The following is a 16,034-nucleotide window of genomic DNA, read 5'->3' as shown; positions in this document are numbered from 1 at the left end:
CGTATCCTGGCTTTTTGGTTCGCGGAATTCTTCCCCCCAGGGAGGGGGGGTGGTTGGGGGTGTGGGTGTGTTGGTGCCGCCCTCTGGCCCCCCCCGCCGGGCGGACCGCGGCGCCGGGTCGGGACGCGCGGCCCGCCGTGCCGTCACACGCGGTTCTCGGGTGGGTCAGGCGGAGCGGCGGCGGCCCGCGAGCACACCGAAAATGACCCCGGCGGCGCCGATGACGATGCCCGCGATGCCCAGCACCCGTGCCGTGGTGTCGGTGCCGTCGTCATCCGACGCCGAGGCGGTCTTCGCCGTGTCGCCGGACGCCGTGGCCTTCGTCCCCTTGGCGCCGCCCGCGGTCGCGGAGCCGTGCCCGTCCGAGCCCTCGGCCGCGTCGGTGAGCTTGAGGACCGGCGCCGGGTTCTCCGGCTCCGGCGCGCCCTCCTTGGGCTCCTCGATCCAGCGCACGACCTCCTTGTCGTCGTACGTCTGGAGGGCCTTGAAGGCGAGCTGGTCGGCGTCCTTCGGCAGCGGGCCGACCGAGACCGGGAACTGCTGGAACATGCCCGGCTCGATCTTTCCGCCGGTCCAGGTGATCTTGCTGACCGCCTCGGTCACCTTGCCGTCGTCGGTCTCGATGGGCTTGGCGAGCTTGGTCTTGGTGACCTTCACGTCCCAGCCGGGCACCGGCTGGGGCATCACGGAGGCGAGCGGGTGGTCGGTGGGCAGGTTGACCTCGAGCTTGACGGTCGAGGAGTCGTCCCGCTCGTTGGGCACCTTGAAGTCGACGGTGCTGTAGCCGCCCTTCTCGGCCTGCCCCGGCTGCACGCTGACGTGCGCGAAGGCGGGGCCCGCGGCGAGCAGCACCAGGGCGCCCGCGGTGAGACCGCCGAGAACCGGCAGACGGCGACGACGCTTGGCGTTCATGTCAAACGCTCCAAATGAGGAGTGATCGGTGGGTTGGCGCGCATGCGGCGTCCGCGCGGCCACCCTCCGGTCCCGCTGGAGGCGTGTCGCGTCGGTCAGGCCGCGAGTACCACGCGCGGCGGTCCCCGCCTGATCACGCTGTGCTGGAGGACGACGGCCGTCGTCCCGCCCTCGTCCGGCGCGTCGGTACGCGGGCGCGGCGGCGCGGCGTCGTACGCGGCGCCCGTGAGCCCGGCGAGCAGCGTCCGTACGAGCCCCAGCGCGGCGCGCAGCGACCGTACGAGCGCGGCCTCCGCGACTCCGCGCGCCCCGTCCAGCGACAGCCGTACCGCCCGCCATACGGCCCTCTCGCCGCGCCGCAGCAGCCAGCCGACGGCGAGCGCGGCCAGCAGATGGCCCAGGGTCATCGGCAGCGACGGCAGCAGGGCCGTCAGCCCCATGTGGTGCTCGGGTCCGGGCGCCGCGGTGGACGGCGCGTGCAGGGACGACGGGTCGATGCCCGACCGGGCGACGATCCGGTGCGCCGTGGCGGCGTCGAGGCGGCCGGGGAGCGTGGTGCACAGCAGCTTCGCCGCCATGCCGATGACGCGGCCCTCACCGGCGTCCGCGCGGTGGGCGGCCTCCGCGGCGGCGGCCGCCTGCTGCTGCCCGTATCCGAAGAGGCAGTGCAGCGCGAGCTGCCCCAGGGCCAGCACCGAGGCGATCCCGGGCAGCGACCGCTCCCGCCCGGCCAGCGGCAGCGCCACCGCGAACATCGCCGCGGCCCCCACGCCGAGCGTCCACAGCGGCACGGTCGCACAGGACGCCAGCACATGGCCCGCCGCGGACAGCACGACACAGGCCGCGGTGAATACCGCGGCCCGCAACATGCGCAGATCGGCACCCGCACGGGCGACAGGGGAAGCCATGGCCGCGCCATCATCCCACTGGGTAAACGCGTTCCCTACGGCGGGTAGGGCGTACCGGCGCACACCGGGACAGGTCTATACACCGATGCGCCTACCGCGCGCGTCCGCCGAATGAGCGGAGTCACGTCAATCGGACGCTTACGGACCATGGACCCAGGCAATACGTAACGGTATGTCGAGCCGCGGCCGGGAGGCTGGAGCATGAGCATCTGGTGGTCACTCCATTTGCCCCGCGAGGCGGCGAGCGTTCCGCTCGCACGACGACTGCTCCTCGGCACCATGGAGACGGCCGGAGTCGATCCGGAGATCTCCTACGATCTGTCGGTCGCCCTTTCCGAGGCATGTGCGAACGCGGTGGAGCACGGCGGCAGCGACGGTACGGGCGGGGACTACCGCGTCACGGCCTTCATCGACGGCGACACCTGCCGTATCGAGGTCACCGACTCGGGCCCCGGCTTCGCCCGCCGCGGCACCGTGCGCCGTGAGTCGCGCACCCGGAGCGAGCGGCGTCCGGCGTCGGCGCCGAGGCAGCAGCATCCGCACAGCCCGGCTCCCGCGCACGCGGAGCACGGGCGGGGGCTTTTTCTCATCGAGGCACTCACCGATCACGTCCGCTATCGCGACCGACCGGGCCGCGGCGGAGTGGTGGTGAGCTTCGACAAGATTCTCAAGTGGCGCGAGGACTCCCTGCTCAGGGCGTCGTAGTCGCGCGTCTCTCCGTATCGGGGGTTTCACCGGGGGAAGCTGTCCAACGACGGCGGGGGAGCGGTGCTCGCCGCTCCCCCGCCGGATCGCCTGGGGCCCCGTGGGGCCGCCTCGCCTCAGCCGCGCTGGGCGATGATCCGGGCCATCCACGCCTCGACGTCCTCGGCGGACCGTGGCAGCCCCGCCGACAGATTGCGGTTGCCGTCCTCCGTCACCAGGATGTCGTCCTCGATCCGGACGCCGATGCCCCGGTACTCCTCGGGCACGGTCAGGTCGTCGGGCTGGAAGTAGAGCCCGGGCTCGACGGTGAGGCACATGCCGGGCTCCAGCGTGCCCGCGACGTAGGTCTCGGTGCGGGCCACGGCGCAGTCGTGCACGTCCAGGCCGAGCATGTGGCCGGTGCCGTGCAGCGTCCAGCGGCGCTGCAGACCCAGCTCCAGCACGCGCTCGACCGGGCCCTCGACCAGGCCCCATTCGACGAGCTTGGTGGCCAGGACGCGCTGGGCGGCGTCGTGGAAGTCGCGGTACTTCGCGCCCGGCTTGACCGCCGCGATGCCCGCCTCCTGCGCCTCGTGCACCGCGTCGTAGATCTTCCGCTGGAGCGGGGTGTAGCTGCCGCTGACCGGCAGGGTGCGGGTGACGTCCGCGGTGTAGAGGGTGGTGGTCTCGACCCCGGCGTCGAGGAGCAGCAGGTCGCCGGAGCGGACCGGGCCGTCGTTGCGCACCCAGTGGAGGGTGGTGGCGTGCGGACCGGCGGCGCAGATCGAGCCGTAGCCGACGTCGTTCCCCTCGACGCGGGCGCGCAGGAAGAACGTCCCCTCGATGTAGCGCTCCGAGGTCGCCTCCGCCTTGTCGAGGACCTTCACGACGTCCTCGAAGCCCCGCACGGTCGAGTCGACGGCCGCCTGCAGCTGGGCGATCTCGAACTCGTCCTTGACCAGGCGCTGCTCGCTGAGGAAGACCCGCAGTTCCTCGTCGCGCTCGGCGGTGACCTTGTCGGTCAGCGCCGCCTCGATGCCCGCGTCATGGCCGCGTACGACGCGCACCGGGCCGGTCGCGTCGCCGAGCTGGCCGGCCAGCTCGCGTACGTCCTTGGCGGGCAGGCCCAGCAGCCGCTCGGCCTCGCCGAGGCTGTGCCGCCGCCCGACCCACAGCTCGCCCTGGCCGTCCAGCCAGAACTCGCCGTTCTCCCGGTTGGAGCGCGGCAGGAGGTACACCGTCGCCTTGTGGCCCCCGCCCGCGTCCGGCTCCAGCACCAGGACGCCGTTCTCCGTCTGGTCGCCGGTGAGGTGCACGTACTCGGTCGCGGCGCGGAAGCTGTACTCCGTGTCGTTGGAGCGCGTACGGAGGTTGCCCGCGGGGACGACCAGGCGCTCGCCGGGGAAGCGCGCGGAGAGCGCGGCGCGGCGGCGGGCGGTGTGCGGAGCCTGTTCGATGGGGCTCAGGTCGTGCAGCTCGGTGTCCGCCCAGCCGGACTTCATGTTCTCGGCAAGCTCATCGGACAGGCCCGGGTAGAGACCGTTCTTCCGCTGCTTGATGGGCTGCTCCTCGGCCTCCGGGGTCTCCAGGGCGTCAGGAGTGGGCTCCTCGGTCACGTCATCCTCCTCGAACTGGACCTCTCCCATGGTAGGTCCGGGGGTACGGGCCCCGGGAGACACGAGGGGCGCCGCTGATCAGCCGCCGGTCGGCCGCCGGTCTGCTGGGGATCGGCGGCCGGATCAGCGGCGCTCAGCCGTCGCTTCAGTCGAAGTGCGCGACGAGCAGGACGACGTCCTCCGCGCCCTCCCCCGTATCGGCGTCGGGACTCTCCCCGCCCTCGCCGGAGAGCATCGCCAGCAGCACATGGTCCGCGAAGGCGTCCGGATCGGCGCGCACCGCCCTGGGCGCGCCCGCCGCGGCCGCGTGCAGCCGGGCGAAGGCGCGGTCCATCGGCTCACCGGTGCGGCGGAGCAGCCCGTCGCTGTAGAACAAAAGCGTTTCTCCGCAGGCGGGCTCGATCTCCACGCTCGGCGCCTCCCAGCAGGAGAGCATGCCCAGCGGCGCGGACAGCGTGGTCTCCACGAACTCCGTGCGCCGCTCCCCGGTGATCAGCGGCGGGCAGTGCCCCGCCCCGGCCAGCAGCACCCGGCGCGCCCCGGGCTCGCAGTAGGCGAACAGGGCGGTCGCGGAGCGGGCGGGCTCGGTCAGCCGCAGCAGCAGCTCCAGATCGGAGAGCACGGCGACCGGATCCTCGCCCTCCATCACGGCGTACGCGCGGAGCGAGGCCCGCAGCCGCCCCATCGCGACGATGGCGCTCGGCCCGGAACCGGTGACCGCGCCGACCGACAGGCCGAGGGCGCCGTCCGGCAGCGGCAGCGCGTCGTACCAGTCCCCGCCGCCTTGCGGGCCGGGACGGTGGCGCACGGCCAGGCGCACCCCGGGCAGCCGCGGCAGCCGGGTGGGCAGCAGCTCCTCCCGGACGGTCGCCACGGTGGCGCGGGCGCGGGCCAGCTCGATCAGCCGGGTGATGTGGGCGGCGGCGTAACGGCAGTACAGCGCCACCAGATGGCGCTGGTGCTCCTCGGGCTCGGCCGGTTCGTCGTAGAGCCAGGCGACCGCGCCGAGCCGCCCGGCGGGCACCCCCGCCATGCCGGGGACGCCGCCCGGGGCGGAAGCCTGCGCGGCGCCCTGCCCCGCGCCCGGCGCCGTACGGTCGCCCGCGCCCGGGGACGGGTCCTCCGCGGCGGGCGCGGGGACGATGGCGAGCCCGGAACCGGGACCGGGGCCGGAGGCGCCGGGGAAGGGGTCCAGCGGGACGGCGTAGCTGGCGGCGAAGCCGAGGCGGGCGGCGACCTCGCGATGGCGGGGGGTGAGACCGGCCTCGCCCGCGATGTCGGGGTGGGTGACGTCGGCGCGCCGCTTGCCGCCCGGCTCGGGCAGCCCGTCGAGGAGATGGCCCCCGGGCGCGGAGCTGCCCGGGATCGTCTCCAGCTGGCCGAGGTCGGCGCGGCCGAGGCCGAGGCCGACGGTGGTCACCGGGCCCTGCCCGTCCGCCGGTTCGAGCGCGACCAGCCCGCGCTGCGCGCCCACGAGCGCGGCGCCCGCGCGCAGCAGCTCCCTCAGCGCGTCGTCGAGAGTGCTGGTGTGGACCAGCCGCTCGGTGAGCTCGTGAAGCGTCGTGAGATCCGAGACCCACCCGGCGAGCCGGTCCTGAACACCGGGTTCCGGCGCTGCGAGGGGCGGGCTGATGGGATCGGCAGTTTGCGTGGGTGCGGGTAGGGAAGAATCGATTCCAGCCACTTTCGGCGGATGGGGCGAGTTCATGGACCGCTGCCTTCACCCGTTGCGCCCAGCTTGCTCAATAGCATCGCAAACCCCCTGTCATGCTGCGCCGCTACTGTGCCGCTACTGTCTCCAGATGTACACGCACGAGAGAGGCGATGTCCAGCATTGTCCCGGTGCTCTTGTTAGTGTCTGTGGGGAATTGAACTTGGCCGAAAAAAAGTCGTTACGCTGTCAATTTGAGGTCGACTGACGTCATTCGACAGCGCGTCGTCTCCATCGCGGCGGGTACACATTCGGAGAGGGCCTGGGGCAGTTCGGACCGCCCCGGAACCCCGCGGCCGGTCCAGGCGTCATAGACCACAACGGCCGCGCCCCTCCCCGAGTGGCGAGGAAACGCACCACCCAGGACGGCAAGCGCCATGCGCGCGCCACCCCTCGCCACGTTCCACGCTCGGCCCGCGGCGTGATGCGCTGCCTTGTACGCGCAGTGACTTGTGATCCACGTGCTGTGAGTGGCCGAACGACGCCCGGCAGCGCCACGAAGTGCCATGTGAAGTGCCATGTAGTGCGAACGGATACAGCCCTCGGCGTTAACGGAAAGGAACGAGCGCTCATGCGCGAGATCCTCGGAAGGCGACGCAAGTTCTCGCTGCGGCGCGGCGCACGCTCGCCGCTGCTCCGCGCGGCGCTCACCTGCGCCACCGAGTGGCAGTGGCCCGTCCTGCCAGGCATCGGCCTCCAGTCCGGCGGCGGACGCATGCGGGTGTGCGGCTGTCCGGACCCGGACTGCGCGGTGCCGGGCGGACACCCCTTCGACCCCGTTCTCCTCGCGGCCACCACCGATCCGCGCATGGTGCGCTGGTGGTGGACCAACCGCCCCAACGCACCGCTCCTCCTCGCCACCGGCGGCCCGGCCCCGTGCGCGCTCAGCCTGCCCGCGGTCGCCGGGGCCCAGGCGCTGGCCGCCTTCGACCGGGCGGGCGTCCGGCTCGGCCCGGTGGTCGCCACGCCCACCCGCTGGTCGCTGCTGGTCGCCCCGTACTCCCTCGAAGAGCTGGGCGACCTCCTCAACCGCCAGGACTGGGTGCCCAGCTCGCTGAGGTTCCACGGCGAGGGCGGCTATCTGGTGCTGCCGCCGTCGCAGACGGGGCTCGGCCGGGTGCGCTGGGAGCGGGCGCCGCAGCGCCGCCGCGGGCGGCCCTGGCTGCCGGAGGTGGCCACCGTGGTGGACGCGCTCGTCGAGGCGAGCAGCAGCGCGCCCGACGGAGGCAGTCGGCTCGCCTACTGACCCGGCCGACCCGGGCGGCTCGTCGTCGGCCCCTGCGCCGCCCCCGCGCCCTCGGCGCCCGCCACGCTCGGCAGCCTCGGGCGCCTTCGTCAACACCACGCACGTCAACGTCACACGCGGCGCGGCCCACGGCTTCGCCGCGTGTGGTGCTTTCGGGGGATCTTCAGTGGCCCGGTGCCGCGGCGGCGGGGCCTGCGGAGTCTGTGGGGGCCTGTGCTCAGGCTGCTCGGGCGGCAGGGCCTGCGGCGGGGGCAACTCCCGCGGCGCCGCGGCCGGTTGGTCCGTACCGGACCCGTGCGTTCCGGTACCGGACACGCAAGCGCCCGGTCGCTGGCGACGGGGGATGCACCAGCGACCGGGCTTTTAGAACCGTAACAAGAGATCGGCCCTAAGCAAATTCGATCGCGGATTTCCGGACGCGTACTTGCAGGCCGTAACGGTGAGTTGTGAGCAGCGTCACGCCGTCCGGGCCGCTCGGCCGAAGCGTCGCGAGGCTCAGCTGAGCGTCACCTGACGGTTGGTGAGACCGCCTCGGGCGCGCCGCTGTTCGGCGGTGAGCGGCTCGTCCGAGGCGAGTGCCTCGCCCAGCCGTTCCGCCAGCTCCGCGGCGGGCTTCTCGGTGTCCTCCGCGCCCATGCCGCGGGGCAGGTCCCACACCGGCACGGTGAGCCCGTGAGCCCGGAAAGAGCCCACCAGACGGGTGTCTTCGCCCAGTGAGGACGCCCCCGCCGCATGCAGCCGCGCGAGCGCGTCGAGCAGCTTCTCCTCCGGGGTGGACATCACCCAGCGCAGGTGGTTCTTCTCCGGCGTCTCGCACCAGTAGGCGGCCTCCACACCGGTGAGCCGGGCGGTCGGGATCGCGGCGGCGTTGGCCCGTTCCAGGGACGCGGCGACCTCCCCGGTCGCGTTCGCGGCGTCCTCCAGCCAGAACTCGAACCCCTCGTGCAGGGTCGGCGTGAAAGCGCCGTTCGGGTCGAGCAGATCCTGCAGGCGCGGACCGTCGCCGGGCGCCCGCTGGGCCGACACCGGCGTGCCGGGCTCGGCGGTCAGCGCGCGCCGGAGCGTGTCGGCCAGATCGCGGCTGAGGTCGCCGGAGGCCGTGTCGTTCTGCAGGCCGACCAGCACGGCGCCGCTGTCCCGGCGCAGCGCGGGCCAGGCCATCGGCAGCACGGTCGCCAGGGTGACCGACGGCACACCCTCGGGCAGCCCCTCGGCGAGGGACAGCCGGACGGTCGCGGCGGGCACCAGCTCGCGCAGCGCCACCCAGTCGCATTCGCTGGGCAGGCCCTCGAAGGGCCGCTGCACCAGCTCGGTGACGGAGTGGGCGGCCTCCCGGCCGTGGCAGGCCTTGTAGCGGCGGCCCGAACCGCACGGGCAGGGCTCCCGCGCACCCACCACGGGGATGTCGCCCGTGGTGCCCCGGGGTCCTGCGGCCTTCGTCTGGGGGCGGCGCTTCTTGGCCATGGTGTGGCTGTCTCCCGATCGTGGCGGCTCAGGGCTGGTCCGTACGGGCTCGTATGCGCTCGTAAATCGCGCGTATCGGCTACGGGCTCGTATCGGCGCGTACGCCGTCCTACGGCGATGCGTACGGGCGGGAGCCTAGCCCTTCGGCCGAACCTCGTCGGCCAGGTGCGCCGCGTCGGTCATGCCAGCTCGTCCAGATCGGCGAAGCCCAGCTCGCGGTCGAAATCGGGATCGATGTTCGCGTCGAGGTTCGTGTGGACGCTCGTGCCGCCGTTCGCGTTGGCGTTCGTACGAAGACCGGGCTCCGCGCGCAGATCCACGCCGAGGTCGGTCGGCAGCATGACCCGGCCGGAGAAGCCGGTGTCGGCCGGGAGGAGGGCCCATACGGTCACCTCGCCCGTGCCGTCGCGCACGCCCCAGTCGTCGGCCAGGGACCTGATGATGTTCAGCCCGCGGCCGCCGCGGGCCGTAACGGAAGGTTTGGCCGGAAGTGGCCTTGTGGGGCCACCGCCATCCGTGACTTCGACCGTCACCCGATCGTCTTCGTCGACGCTCCATGCCGCGCGAACCGTCCCGCCGCCAGGGGCGGAGCGCCATGGGCTGCCATGTCGCCATGCATTGCTGAGCAGTTCCGAAAGGATCAACACTGCGTCGTCTATGACCGAATCCGATACCCCAGTCCTGCCCAAATCGCCGCGCATCCACTGTCTTGCCACGCGGACGCCCGCAGGACCATGGGGTACGGCCATGGTCGACGACGTCGGCACCTGCTGTGCCACCACCAACGCCACCCCCGAGACCTCCTTAGCCCCACGCCAGGGGATGGATGCCCCGATGGGCTGGAGCGGAAACCGGCCAAGTGGCATCGTGTGACGCACTCGTCACGATCGAATACGTAACGAACGCGCCGGTGCACGCCTCGTAATGCCCACTATGAGCGCCCGAGTTGGGACAGTACCCGTTTAGGGCGATTCGTGATCAGCGCGTCGACCCCCAATCGAAGGCACAGCTCGACATCGGCCGGTTCGTCGACGGTCCACACGTGCACTCGGTGCCCCGCGCGCTGCAGCCGCGCCACATAGGCCGGGTGGTTGCGCACGATCCGGATGCTGGGCCCGGCGATCCGTACCCCCGGCGGGAGGTGCCCGTCCCGGTGGCGGGGCAGGACGAACTGCATCAGATAGACGGTGGGGATGGCGGGCGCCGCGGTCCGCACCCGGTGCAGCGAGCGCGCCGAGAAGCTCATGACGCGCACGGGCGGCGGCTCGCCGGGCGGCGGCGCGTCGAGCCCGTACCGGCGCAGAAGCTGGATCAGCCGGTCCTCGACCTGGCCCGCCCACCGGGTGGGGTGCTTGGTCTCGATAGCCAGCTCGACGTGGCGTCCGGCGTCGGCGATCAGCTCCAGCAGCCGTTCGAGGGTGAGGACGGACGTACTGTCCCGGCTCCTCCGGTCCGGCGCTTCCTTGTCGGTGGCCTGCCCCTTCCAGGACCCGAAGTCCAGGGCCGCGAGATCGGCCAGCTCCAGGCCGGAGACCGCGCCGCGGCCGTTGGACGTGCGGTCGATGCGCCGGTCGTGGACGCAGACGAGCTGGCCGTCGGCGGTCAGCCGGACATCGCATTCGAGGGCGTCGGCGCCGTCCTCGATCGCCCTGCGGTACGCGGCCAGGGTGTGCTCCGGCGCATCCTCGGAGGCCCCGCGGTGGGCCACGACGGACACGGTGTGCGGACCCGGGCGGATGTCCCGGTCAGAACGCGCATAGGTCACCGCGTTATGGTGCCACCGCCCGGTGTCTCTCGGTGGAAGGTTCCGCTTCCCGCCGTTGCCCGGAATGGCGGCAGGGCGAATTGTCCGGGATAAAGGGTGGTAGTCCACACGGCCGCCGCTCCTTACGGCGGTCTGACGCGCTGTGGGAAAAGCTGACAACGGTAATACGTACGCGTGGGCCGTCATGGAAAAACTGTCGTGCACCTGAGGAGACAGCTGTGAGCACCGAGAACGAGGGCGCTGCCGTACCGCCTGCGGCCGGGCCGCAACCGGCCCCTCCGGCGCCGCACCCGAACCCCGCGGTGCCGCCCGCGCCGGACTTCGAGCCCACCGCGGGCGCGAAGCCGGCCGCACCGGACGCGCCGATAGGCCCGGCTCCGGACCAGACCGCGGAAGCGAACGCCCCGGCGCCGTCCCCCACCCCTCCGGCCCAGCCCCCGGCCCCCACCCAGCCCCCGGCGGCGTTCGCGTCGACCGGTGCGGGCGACAACGGCGGTGCCCCGGGCTTCGGCGCTCCGGGCTCCGGCGCCGGACCGTGGCCTTCCGACGGCGGCCAGCCGGGCGGCCCGGGTTCCGTCCCTGGTTCCGTCCCCGGTTCCGGCGCCCAGGGCGGCGGCCCGGGCGACCCGTGGGGAACCGCCCCCGTACCGCCTCCTCCCGGGACGCCGGAGCGCAAGCCCCGCGGGCTCGTGGCCGCCGTCCTGGCCGCCGTGCTGGTCGCGGGCGGCATCGGCGGCGGCGTCGGCTTCTGGGCCGCTGACCGGGAGAACGACAGCGGTGACACCACCACCGTCTCGGCCGTCGGCAACCCGAAGGCGGAAAGCCGCGCACCCGGCTCCGTGTCCAACATCGCGGGCAAGACCCTGCCCAGCGTCGTCACCATCGAGGCGAAGGGCAACAACGGTGAGGGCGGCACCGGCACCGGCTTCGTCTACGACAAGCAGGGCCACATCCTCACCAACAACCACGTCGTGGCCTCCGCCGCCGACAACGGCAAGCTCACCGCCACCTTCTCCAACGGCAAGCGGTACACCGCCGAGGTCGTGGGCAAGGCCCGGGGCTACGACGTCGCCGTCATCAAGCTCAAGAACGCCTCCGGCGCCAAGCTCGACCCGCTGCCGCTGGGCAACTCCGACAAGGTCGTCGTCGGCGACGCCACGGTCGCCATCGGGGCCCCCTTCGGCCTCTCCGGCACCGTCACCACCGGCATCGTGAGCGCCAAGAACCGCCCGGTCGCCTCCAGCGACGGCGGCGGTGGCAACTCCTCCTACATGAGCGCCCTGCAGACCGACGCCTCCATCAACCCCGGCAACTCCGGCGGCCCGCTGCTCAACGCGGACGGCGGCGTCATCGGCATCAACTCGGCCATCCAGTCCGCGGGCAGCGGCAGCGGCCTCGGCGAGTCCCAGCAGTCCGGCAGCATCGGCCTCGGCTTCGCCATCCCGATCAACCAGGCGAAGAACGTCGCCCAGCAGCTGATCAAGACCGGCCAGCCGGTCTACCCGGTGATCGAGGCCACGGTCAGCATGAAGGACAGCGGCGCCGGTGCCACCATCGCCGCCAACGGCACCGGCGGCAGCCCCGCCGTCGTCCCCGGCGGCCCGGCCGCCAAGGCGGGCCTCAAGTCCGGCGACGTGATCACCAAGCTCGACGACACCGCCATCGACAGCGGCCCGACCCTGATCAGCGAGATCTGGACCCACAAGCCCGGCGACAAGGTCACCCTCACCTACAAGCGCGACGGCAAGACCTCAACGGTCGACGTCACCCTGGGGCAGCGCAAGGGAGACAGCTGACACGCTAGGCTGATCCCCGCGCCACCAAGGTGGCGCGGGGAGGCTTGCCCGAGCGGCCTAAGGGAACGGTCTTGAAAACCGTCGTGGCAGCGATGTCACCGTGGGTTCAAATCCCACAGCCTCCGCGCAGGTAGAAAAAGTGCAGGTGGGAGGGGGTTCCGGGAATTCCGGAGCCCCCTCCCACCTGCTTTCTGTCTCACCCTGTCCCACTTGAATCCCAGCGTTGACCAGCGTGTGTGGTCAACCTGTGGCCAAACTGACGGCCGCAGCCCTCCGTCACTGGGCCTCGTCAGACGTGCTGTTGAGCGCGTCATCGATCAGCTGGTTGGCCCGGTGCTGCTGCCCGCGCAGCAGCTTCGCGTAGAACTTCCAGAGCACGGCGATGCTGTGCCCGGCCCGCCGGGCGACATCGACCGGATCCACGCCCGCCTTGATCCATAGCGAGAGGCCCGCGTGCCGCGCTGCGTACGGCACCTCGGCGAGCGGCGTATGGACCTCGGCGGCGGGAAGAGCTTTCCGCCGGGCCTCCTGCCAGACCTCCGTGTACTCCGTCGAGCGCACCCGACCACTGCGCACGGCGCGGAAGAGCCGTCCGTCCGGGGCGGTCCCGTACGCGTCCAAGTGCTTGCGCAGCAGCTGCACGAGCACGGGCGGAATGGGTACCGGCCGGGTCGTGTTCCGGGCCCGTCGCTTCAGCCCGCGCACCTCGTACGACTTGCCGTCATCCGTCCACCCGGCCCCGACCTCTGGTCGGCTCCCCGCGAGGATCAGTTCGCCCCAACCGGACTCCGGCAGCTTGCAGTCCCGCTTGGTCAGCGCGGCTGCCTCGGAAGGGCGCATCCCCGCGTAGTACAGGCACCCGAAGAACGCGTGAAGGTGCTCCCCGCGCGGCCCTTGGGCCCTCACGGCCTCCAGCAGATCCCGCATCAACTCCGGGCCGGGAACGTAGCGGAAGTCCACCTCGTCGTCCGTCTCCGGCGGGTCCCAGTCGATCCGGCTCAGCGGGTTGACGGTGAGCAGGCCCCGTTCGATCGCGTAGCGCAGGGCGTTACTCAGGACGGTGCGCTTGCGCCGGAACGTGTTGTCCGCCGATGCCGTGCCGTCCAGCTTGGTGGAGAGGGCACGAAGAGCCCGGCGGATCCGATCCGAGTTGTCCATGTCCACGACCTTGACGGAGTGCTTCGCCACCCACGCCAGTGCGGCCGCGATCTCCTCCGGCGGGTCCTCCACGTCCTTCCGGGCCGCGAACTCGCCCTCGTCATCGCGGACGCACTGGAAGGCCCACACGCGCAGCGCCAGGCGCAGAACCTCAGGATCCGGCGTTCCCTTCTTCGGCCCGGAGATCAGTACGGGCATCATGTTGGTCAGCGCCTCGGCGATCCCGGCGCGGTGCTTCGCGGCGACGTTGGGCCACTTCATGAGGGCGTAGTCGCAGGCGTGTTCGTACCAGGTCGGGGAGTTGAGTTCGCGCAGCTCGGATGCGGGCAGGCCCGTCTCTGCATCGAACTGTTCGCCTGCGCGGACGGCCGACTTCAGTTCAGCCCGGCGCCCATCGGCGAGCGGCTCGCTCTGGAACGCCTGGTAGTGGGTCTTGCCGCCGACCGACCACCGGAGCTGGAAGGGGGCGCTCTTGCTGTTGCGCTTCCGGATGCCCCAGATCCGTACGTCGTAGGTCAACACGATGTGTCTCCTGAACAGGCAGAAGGGGCGCGCCGTGACGGCGCGCCCCTTCGAACGGATTGGGTCAGACGGACGCTTCCTCGTTCGCCTCCCACCAGGCGTCGAGGTCAGCGCGGCGGACCCTGAGCTGCCCGTTTGGGAGCTTGGTGCACTTGGGCGCCTTGCCCTTGGCCCTCATCCGGTAGAAGGCCGACCGGGACATGGCGATCTCCTTCAGTACCTCGGGGAGCTTGAGTCGCTGGTTGCCGTTCTTGGCGGCGGCCGACGTCGCGGTCGTGCTCCTAGTGCTCTTGCGCACAGGGGTCCTCCTGTTGGAGTGGTGTCGGGATGGGCGAACAGGGCGGCGGGCTGTCCTTGGTCGGGGGCCGCTGCCCTGAGATCGGTGACAGAACTGACAGAACCTGGGCACCAGCCCTTTGACCTGCCGCTTCGGGATGATGTGCCGTCGTGACAGAACTCGCGAAAACTCTGACAGAACCTCCTGGCAGGGGGTTCTGTCACGGAGGGGCCCGCCGAGCGGTTGGGGTTCTGTCAGAGTTTCCGGAGGTTTTGTCACAGCCACCGGTCCGACAGTTTTCACAGGTCAGAGGTTGCTGGGCGGGGTTCTGTCAGTTCTGTCGGTCCGGCGAGGGTTGTGTCAGGCGCCTCGGGTGAGGCGCGGGTGGGCGTCGTAGCGCGGGGAGGGTGGTCGGCCGCCCCGTCCGGAGCGCGGCGGTTGGGGCTGCTGCCGAACCCATCCGTGTTCCTCCAGCAGTGCCAGGGCAGGGTCGAGGTCGGCGATGGCGGGGAAGTCGCCTCGGGGCAGGCCGCGGAAGAGGTCGCGTTTGGTGAAGCCGGTGAGGCGGGCGTCGGTGATATGGGTGAGGACCTGGTGGCCTGCTTCCTGGGCAGGGTCGGCGCCCATGGAGTCGAAGACGTCCTGAGCGTGGACGGTGAAGTAGTCCCCGAGGCGCGTTGCGGCGGCCAGCGTCGCGGCCTCGATGGGCCGGGCCCATCCGTGATCGGGGTGGGAGGCCAGGTGGAGCAGTCCGGCGATGCGGGCTACGGCTCCGTCGCGCTTGCTGGCCCACTTCACGATGCCGGACAGGGAGCCGCCCTTGCCGATCCTGGACTCGGTGACCTTCTGGTAGGCGAGCATCACCTGGTCCGCCTCAGGCGTCAGCGTGAGAACGGCGGGGTCAATCCATCCGGCCATGGCCAGCGCCAGCCCACCGAGCCGCTGGGCGTACGCGTCGGCCACGTCGTCAGGGATGAGGTCGGGCGTGAGGTTGCGGCGGCCGACGAGGGATTCGGGCTGGGCGTACAGGAAGCGGGCGAGCAGCCCGCGGCCGTCCGCCCCCTTGATCTGGCCGATGGACTCCAGCACTTCGGGCTGAACGGCCAGCCCCATGGTGACGGCGGGATGCTCGATGTGCTGGGCATCGCGGCCCTGCCGGTTGACCCGCACCATGTCCCCGGCGTGGCCCTTGAGGAAGACCTCCATGTTCGGGGTGCCGCTGTAGCGTCCGGCGATGATGTCGAAGATCCCGCCCTCCGGCGAGAGGACCGAGATGCGGCCCTCCTGCTCGGCAAGGAGGGTGGCCAAGTTCTCCGGCGTCACGTCATCGGCTACCAGCTGCGGCTTGCAGGGGACCTTGATGTCCTCGGCGGCCTGCGCGAGTTCGACGGCCTCGGCGGTGAGCTGGTCACGCAGGCCCGGCTCGGCGTTCGCGGCTTTGGCAGCGGCCTTGTCGGCGGCGGCCTTGGCCAGGCGCGCGGTGGTCTCGGCCTCGGCGCGGGCTGGCCCGGAGAGTTCCACCAGGGTCTTCTCCACTGCCATCAGGGGCTCGGTCATCAGGGCGAAGACTGCGGACTTGCGGTTGCCGGGGTCCAGGGCGACGGCGGTGTAGAGGTTGACCGGCTCGCGCCAGCGTCCCCGCACACAGACCGTGGCCCGGCCGCCAGCCGCTGTGGCGATGACGGACAGGGCCAGGCATCCGGCCAGGTCGGCCGGGGTCTGGGTCTCCTCTGCGACGGCGGTCACCATGTCGGCCAGCCACACGGGCAGAGCGTCCACGGGGAACTCCGGGAGCGTCCGGTGCGGGGTCAGGGGTACGGGCTCGTCCCAGACGGGCCCGGTGACGGCCTCGGCCGCCAGCGGGTCGAAGCCCGCCCACAGGTCGGTGTCGGGTGTCATGCGGCGGTCGCCCCTTCCTGGGACATCCGGAGCGGGCAGGCATTCTTGTGGGCTTCGTGGTCGGCGATCAGGGCGA

General features: G+C 71.8%; 13 protein-coding genes and 1 tRNA gene. 4 read left to right on the top strand and 10 right to left on the bottom strand.

Translation table 11 applies throughout. The features are described from left to right. Positions 1 to 165: 165 nt before the first annotated feature. Together ACZ59A_RS28110 and ACZ59A_RS28105 are read right to left on the bottom strand one after the other, a co-directional pair. Complete coding sequence (locus ACZ59A_RS28110) at positions 166 to 912, bottom strand: YcnI family copper-binding membrane protein (RefSeq protein ID WP_470963874.1); 747 nt, start codon at positions 910 to 912, stop codon at positions 166 to 168. Positions 913 to 1,007: 95 nt separating this feature from the next. Then, a complete protein-coding gene (locus ACZ59A_RS28105; protein ID WP_470963871.1) occupies positions 1,008 to 1,820 on the bottom strand; it encodes a hypothetical protein in 813 nt (270 codons plus the stop codon). 201 nt (positions 1,821 to 2,021) lie between these two features. On the opposite strand from ACZ59A_RS28105, the gene ACZ59A_RS28100 reads away from it, so the two are divergent. Next, positions 2,022 to 2,525, top strand: coding sequence for an ATP-binding protein (locus ACZ59A_RS28100; RefSeq protein ID WP_468043241.1), 504 nt, complete (start codon positions 2,022 to 2,024; stop codon positions 2,523 to 2,525). 116 nt (positions 2,526 to 2,641) lie between these two features. Here the strand turns inward: ACZ59A_RS28100 and ACZ59A_RS28095 are convergent, their stop codons facing one another. Further along, a complete protein-coding gene (locus ACZ59A_RS28095; RefSeq protein WP_470963868.1) occupies positions 2,642 to 4,150 on the bottom strand; it encodes an aminopeptidase P family protein in 1,509 nt (502 codons plus the stop codon). Positions 4,151 to 4,265: 115 nt separating this feature from the next. Continuing rightward, a complete protein-coding gene (locus ACZ59A_RS28090; protein ID WP_470963865.1) occupies positions 4,266 to 5,828 on the bottom strand; it encodes a PP2C family protein-serine/threonine phosphatase in 1,563 nt (520 codons plus the stop codon). 574 nt (positions 5,829 to 6,402) lie between these two features. Here ACZ59A_RS28090 and ACZ59A_RS28085 point away from each other — a divergent pair. Beyond that, the gene (locus ACZ59A_RS28085; protein ID WP_468043246.1) at positions 6,403 to 7,077 is read left to right on the top strand and encodes a bifunctional DNA primase/polymerase; all 675 of its coding nucleotides are present in this window, start codon (positions 6,403 to 6,405) and stop codon (positions 7,075 to 7,077) included. 495 nt (positions 7,078 to 7,572) lie between these two features. On the opposite strand, the gene ACZ59A_RS28080 is transcribed toward ACZ59A_RS28085, so the two are convergent. From ACZ59A_RS28080 to ACZ59A_RS28070, 3 genes are all read right to left on the bottom strand, one after another. Further along, positions 7,573 to 8,541: a DUF5926 family protein gene (locus ACZ59A_RS28080; RefSeq protein ID WP_470963862.1), complete on the bottom strand. Its 969-nt coding sequence runs from the start codon at positions 8,539 to 8,541 to the stop codon at positions 7,573 to 7,575. Between the two features lie 179 nt (positions 8,542 to 8,720). Next, the gene (locus ACZ59A_RS28075; RefSeq protein WP_470964440.1) at positions 8,721 to 9,407 is read right to left on the bottom strand and encodes an ATP-binding protein; all 687 of its coding nucleotides are present in this window, start codon (positions 9,405 to 9,407) and stop codon (positions 8,721 to 8,723) included. Positions 9,408 to 9,472: 65 nt separating this feature from the next. Further along, positions 9,473 to 10,306 carry a glycerophosphodiester phosphodiesterase gene (locus tag ACZ59A_RS28070; RefSeq protein WP_470963859.1) on the bottom strand — a complete coding sequence of 278 codons (834 nt, stop codon included), beginning with the start codon at positions 10,304 to 10,306 and terminating at the stop codon, positions 9,473 to 9,475. Positions 10,307 to 10,524: 218 nt separating this feature from the next. On the opposite strand from ACZ59A_RS28070, the gene ACZ59A_RS28065 reads away from it, so the two are divergent. Further along, positions 10,525 to 12,102 (top strand): S1C family serine protease, encoded by a 1,578-nt coding sequence (locus ACZ59A_RS28065; RefSeq protein ID WP_470963856.1) that lies wholly within the window; start codon positions 10,525 to 10,527, stop codon positions 12,100 to 12,102. Positions 12,103 to 12,140: 38 nt separating this feature from the next. Continuing rightward, positions 12,141 to 12,227, top strand: a tRNA-Ser gene (locus ACZ59A_RS28060). Between the two features lie 151 nt (positions 12,228 to 12,378). Here ACZ59A_RS28060 and ACZ59A_RS28055 read toward each other — a convergent pair. The 3 genes from ACZ59A_RS28055 to ACZ59A_RS28045 all read right to left on the bottom strand — a co-directional run bounded on the left by ACZ59A_RS28055 (position 12,379) and on the right by ACZ59A_RS28045 (position 15,958). Next, positions 12,379 to 13,782 carry a tyrosine-type recombinase/integrase gene (locus ACZ59A_RS28055; RefSeq protein ID WP_470963853.1) on the bottom strand — a complete coding sequence of 468 codons (1,404 nt, stop codon included), beginning with the start codon at positions 13,780 to 13,782 and terminating at the stop codon, positions 12,379 to 12,381. 64 nt (positions 13,783 to 13,846) lie between these two features. Beyond that, on the bottom strand, positions 13,847 to 14,080 hold the full coding sequence (locus tag ACZ59A_RS28050) for a helix-turn-helix transcriptional regulator (protein WP_470963850.1): 234 nt from the start codon (positions 14,078 to 14,080) through the stop codon (positions 13,847 to 13,849). A 339-nt stretch (positions 14,081 to 14,419) separates the two neighbouring features. Then, positions 14,420 to 15,958, bottom strand: a complete 1,539-nt coding sequence (locus tag ACZ59A_RS28045; protein WP_470963847.1) for a YfjI family protein — start codon at positions 15,956 to 15,958, stop codon at positions 14,420 to 14,422. Between the last annotated feature and the right edge of the window lie 76 nt (positions 15,959 to 16,034).

It is taken from the genome of Streptomyces sp. NPDC040405 (genome assembly GCF_055595765.1).
The sequence above is the reverse complement of the archived record's forward strand: the minus strand, read 5'-3'. Positions and strand labels throughout refer to the sequence as shown.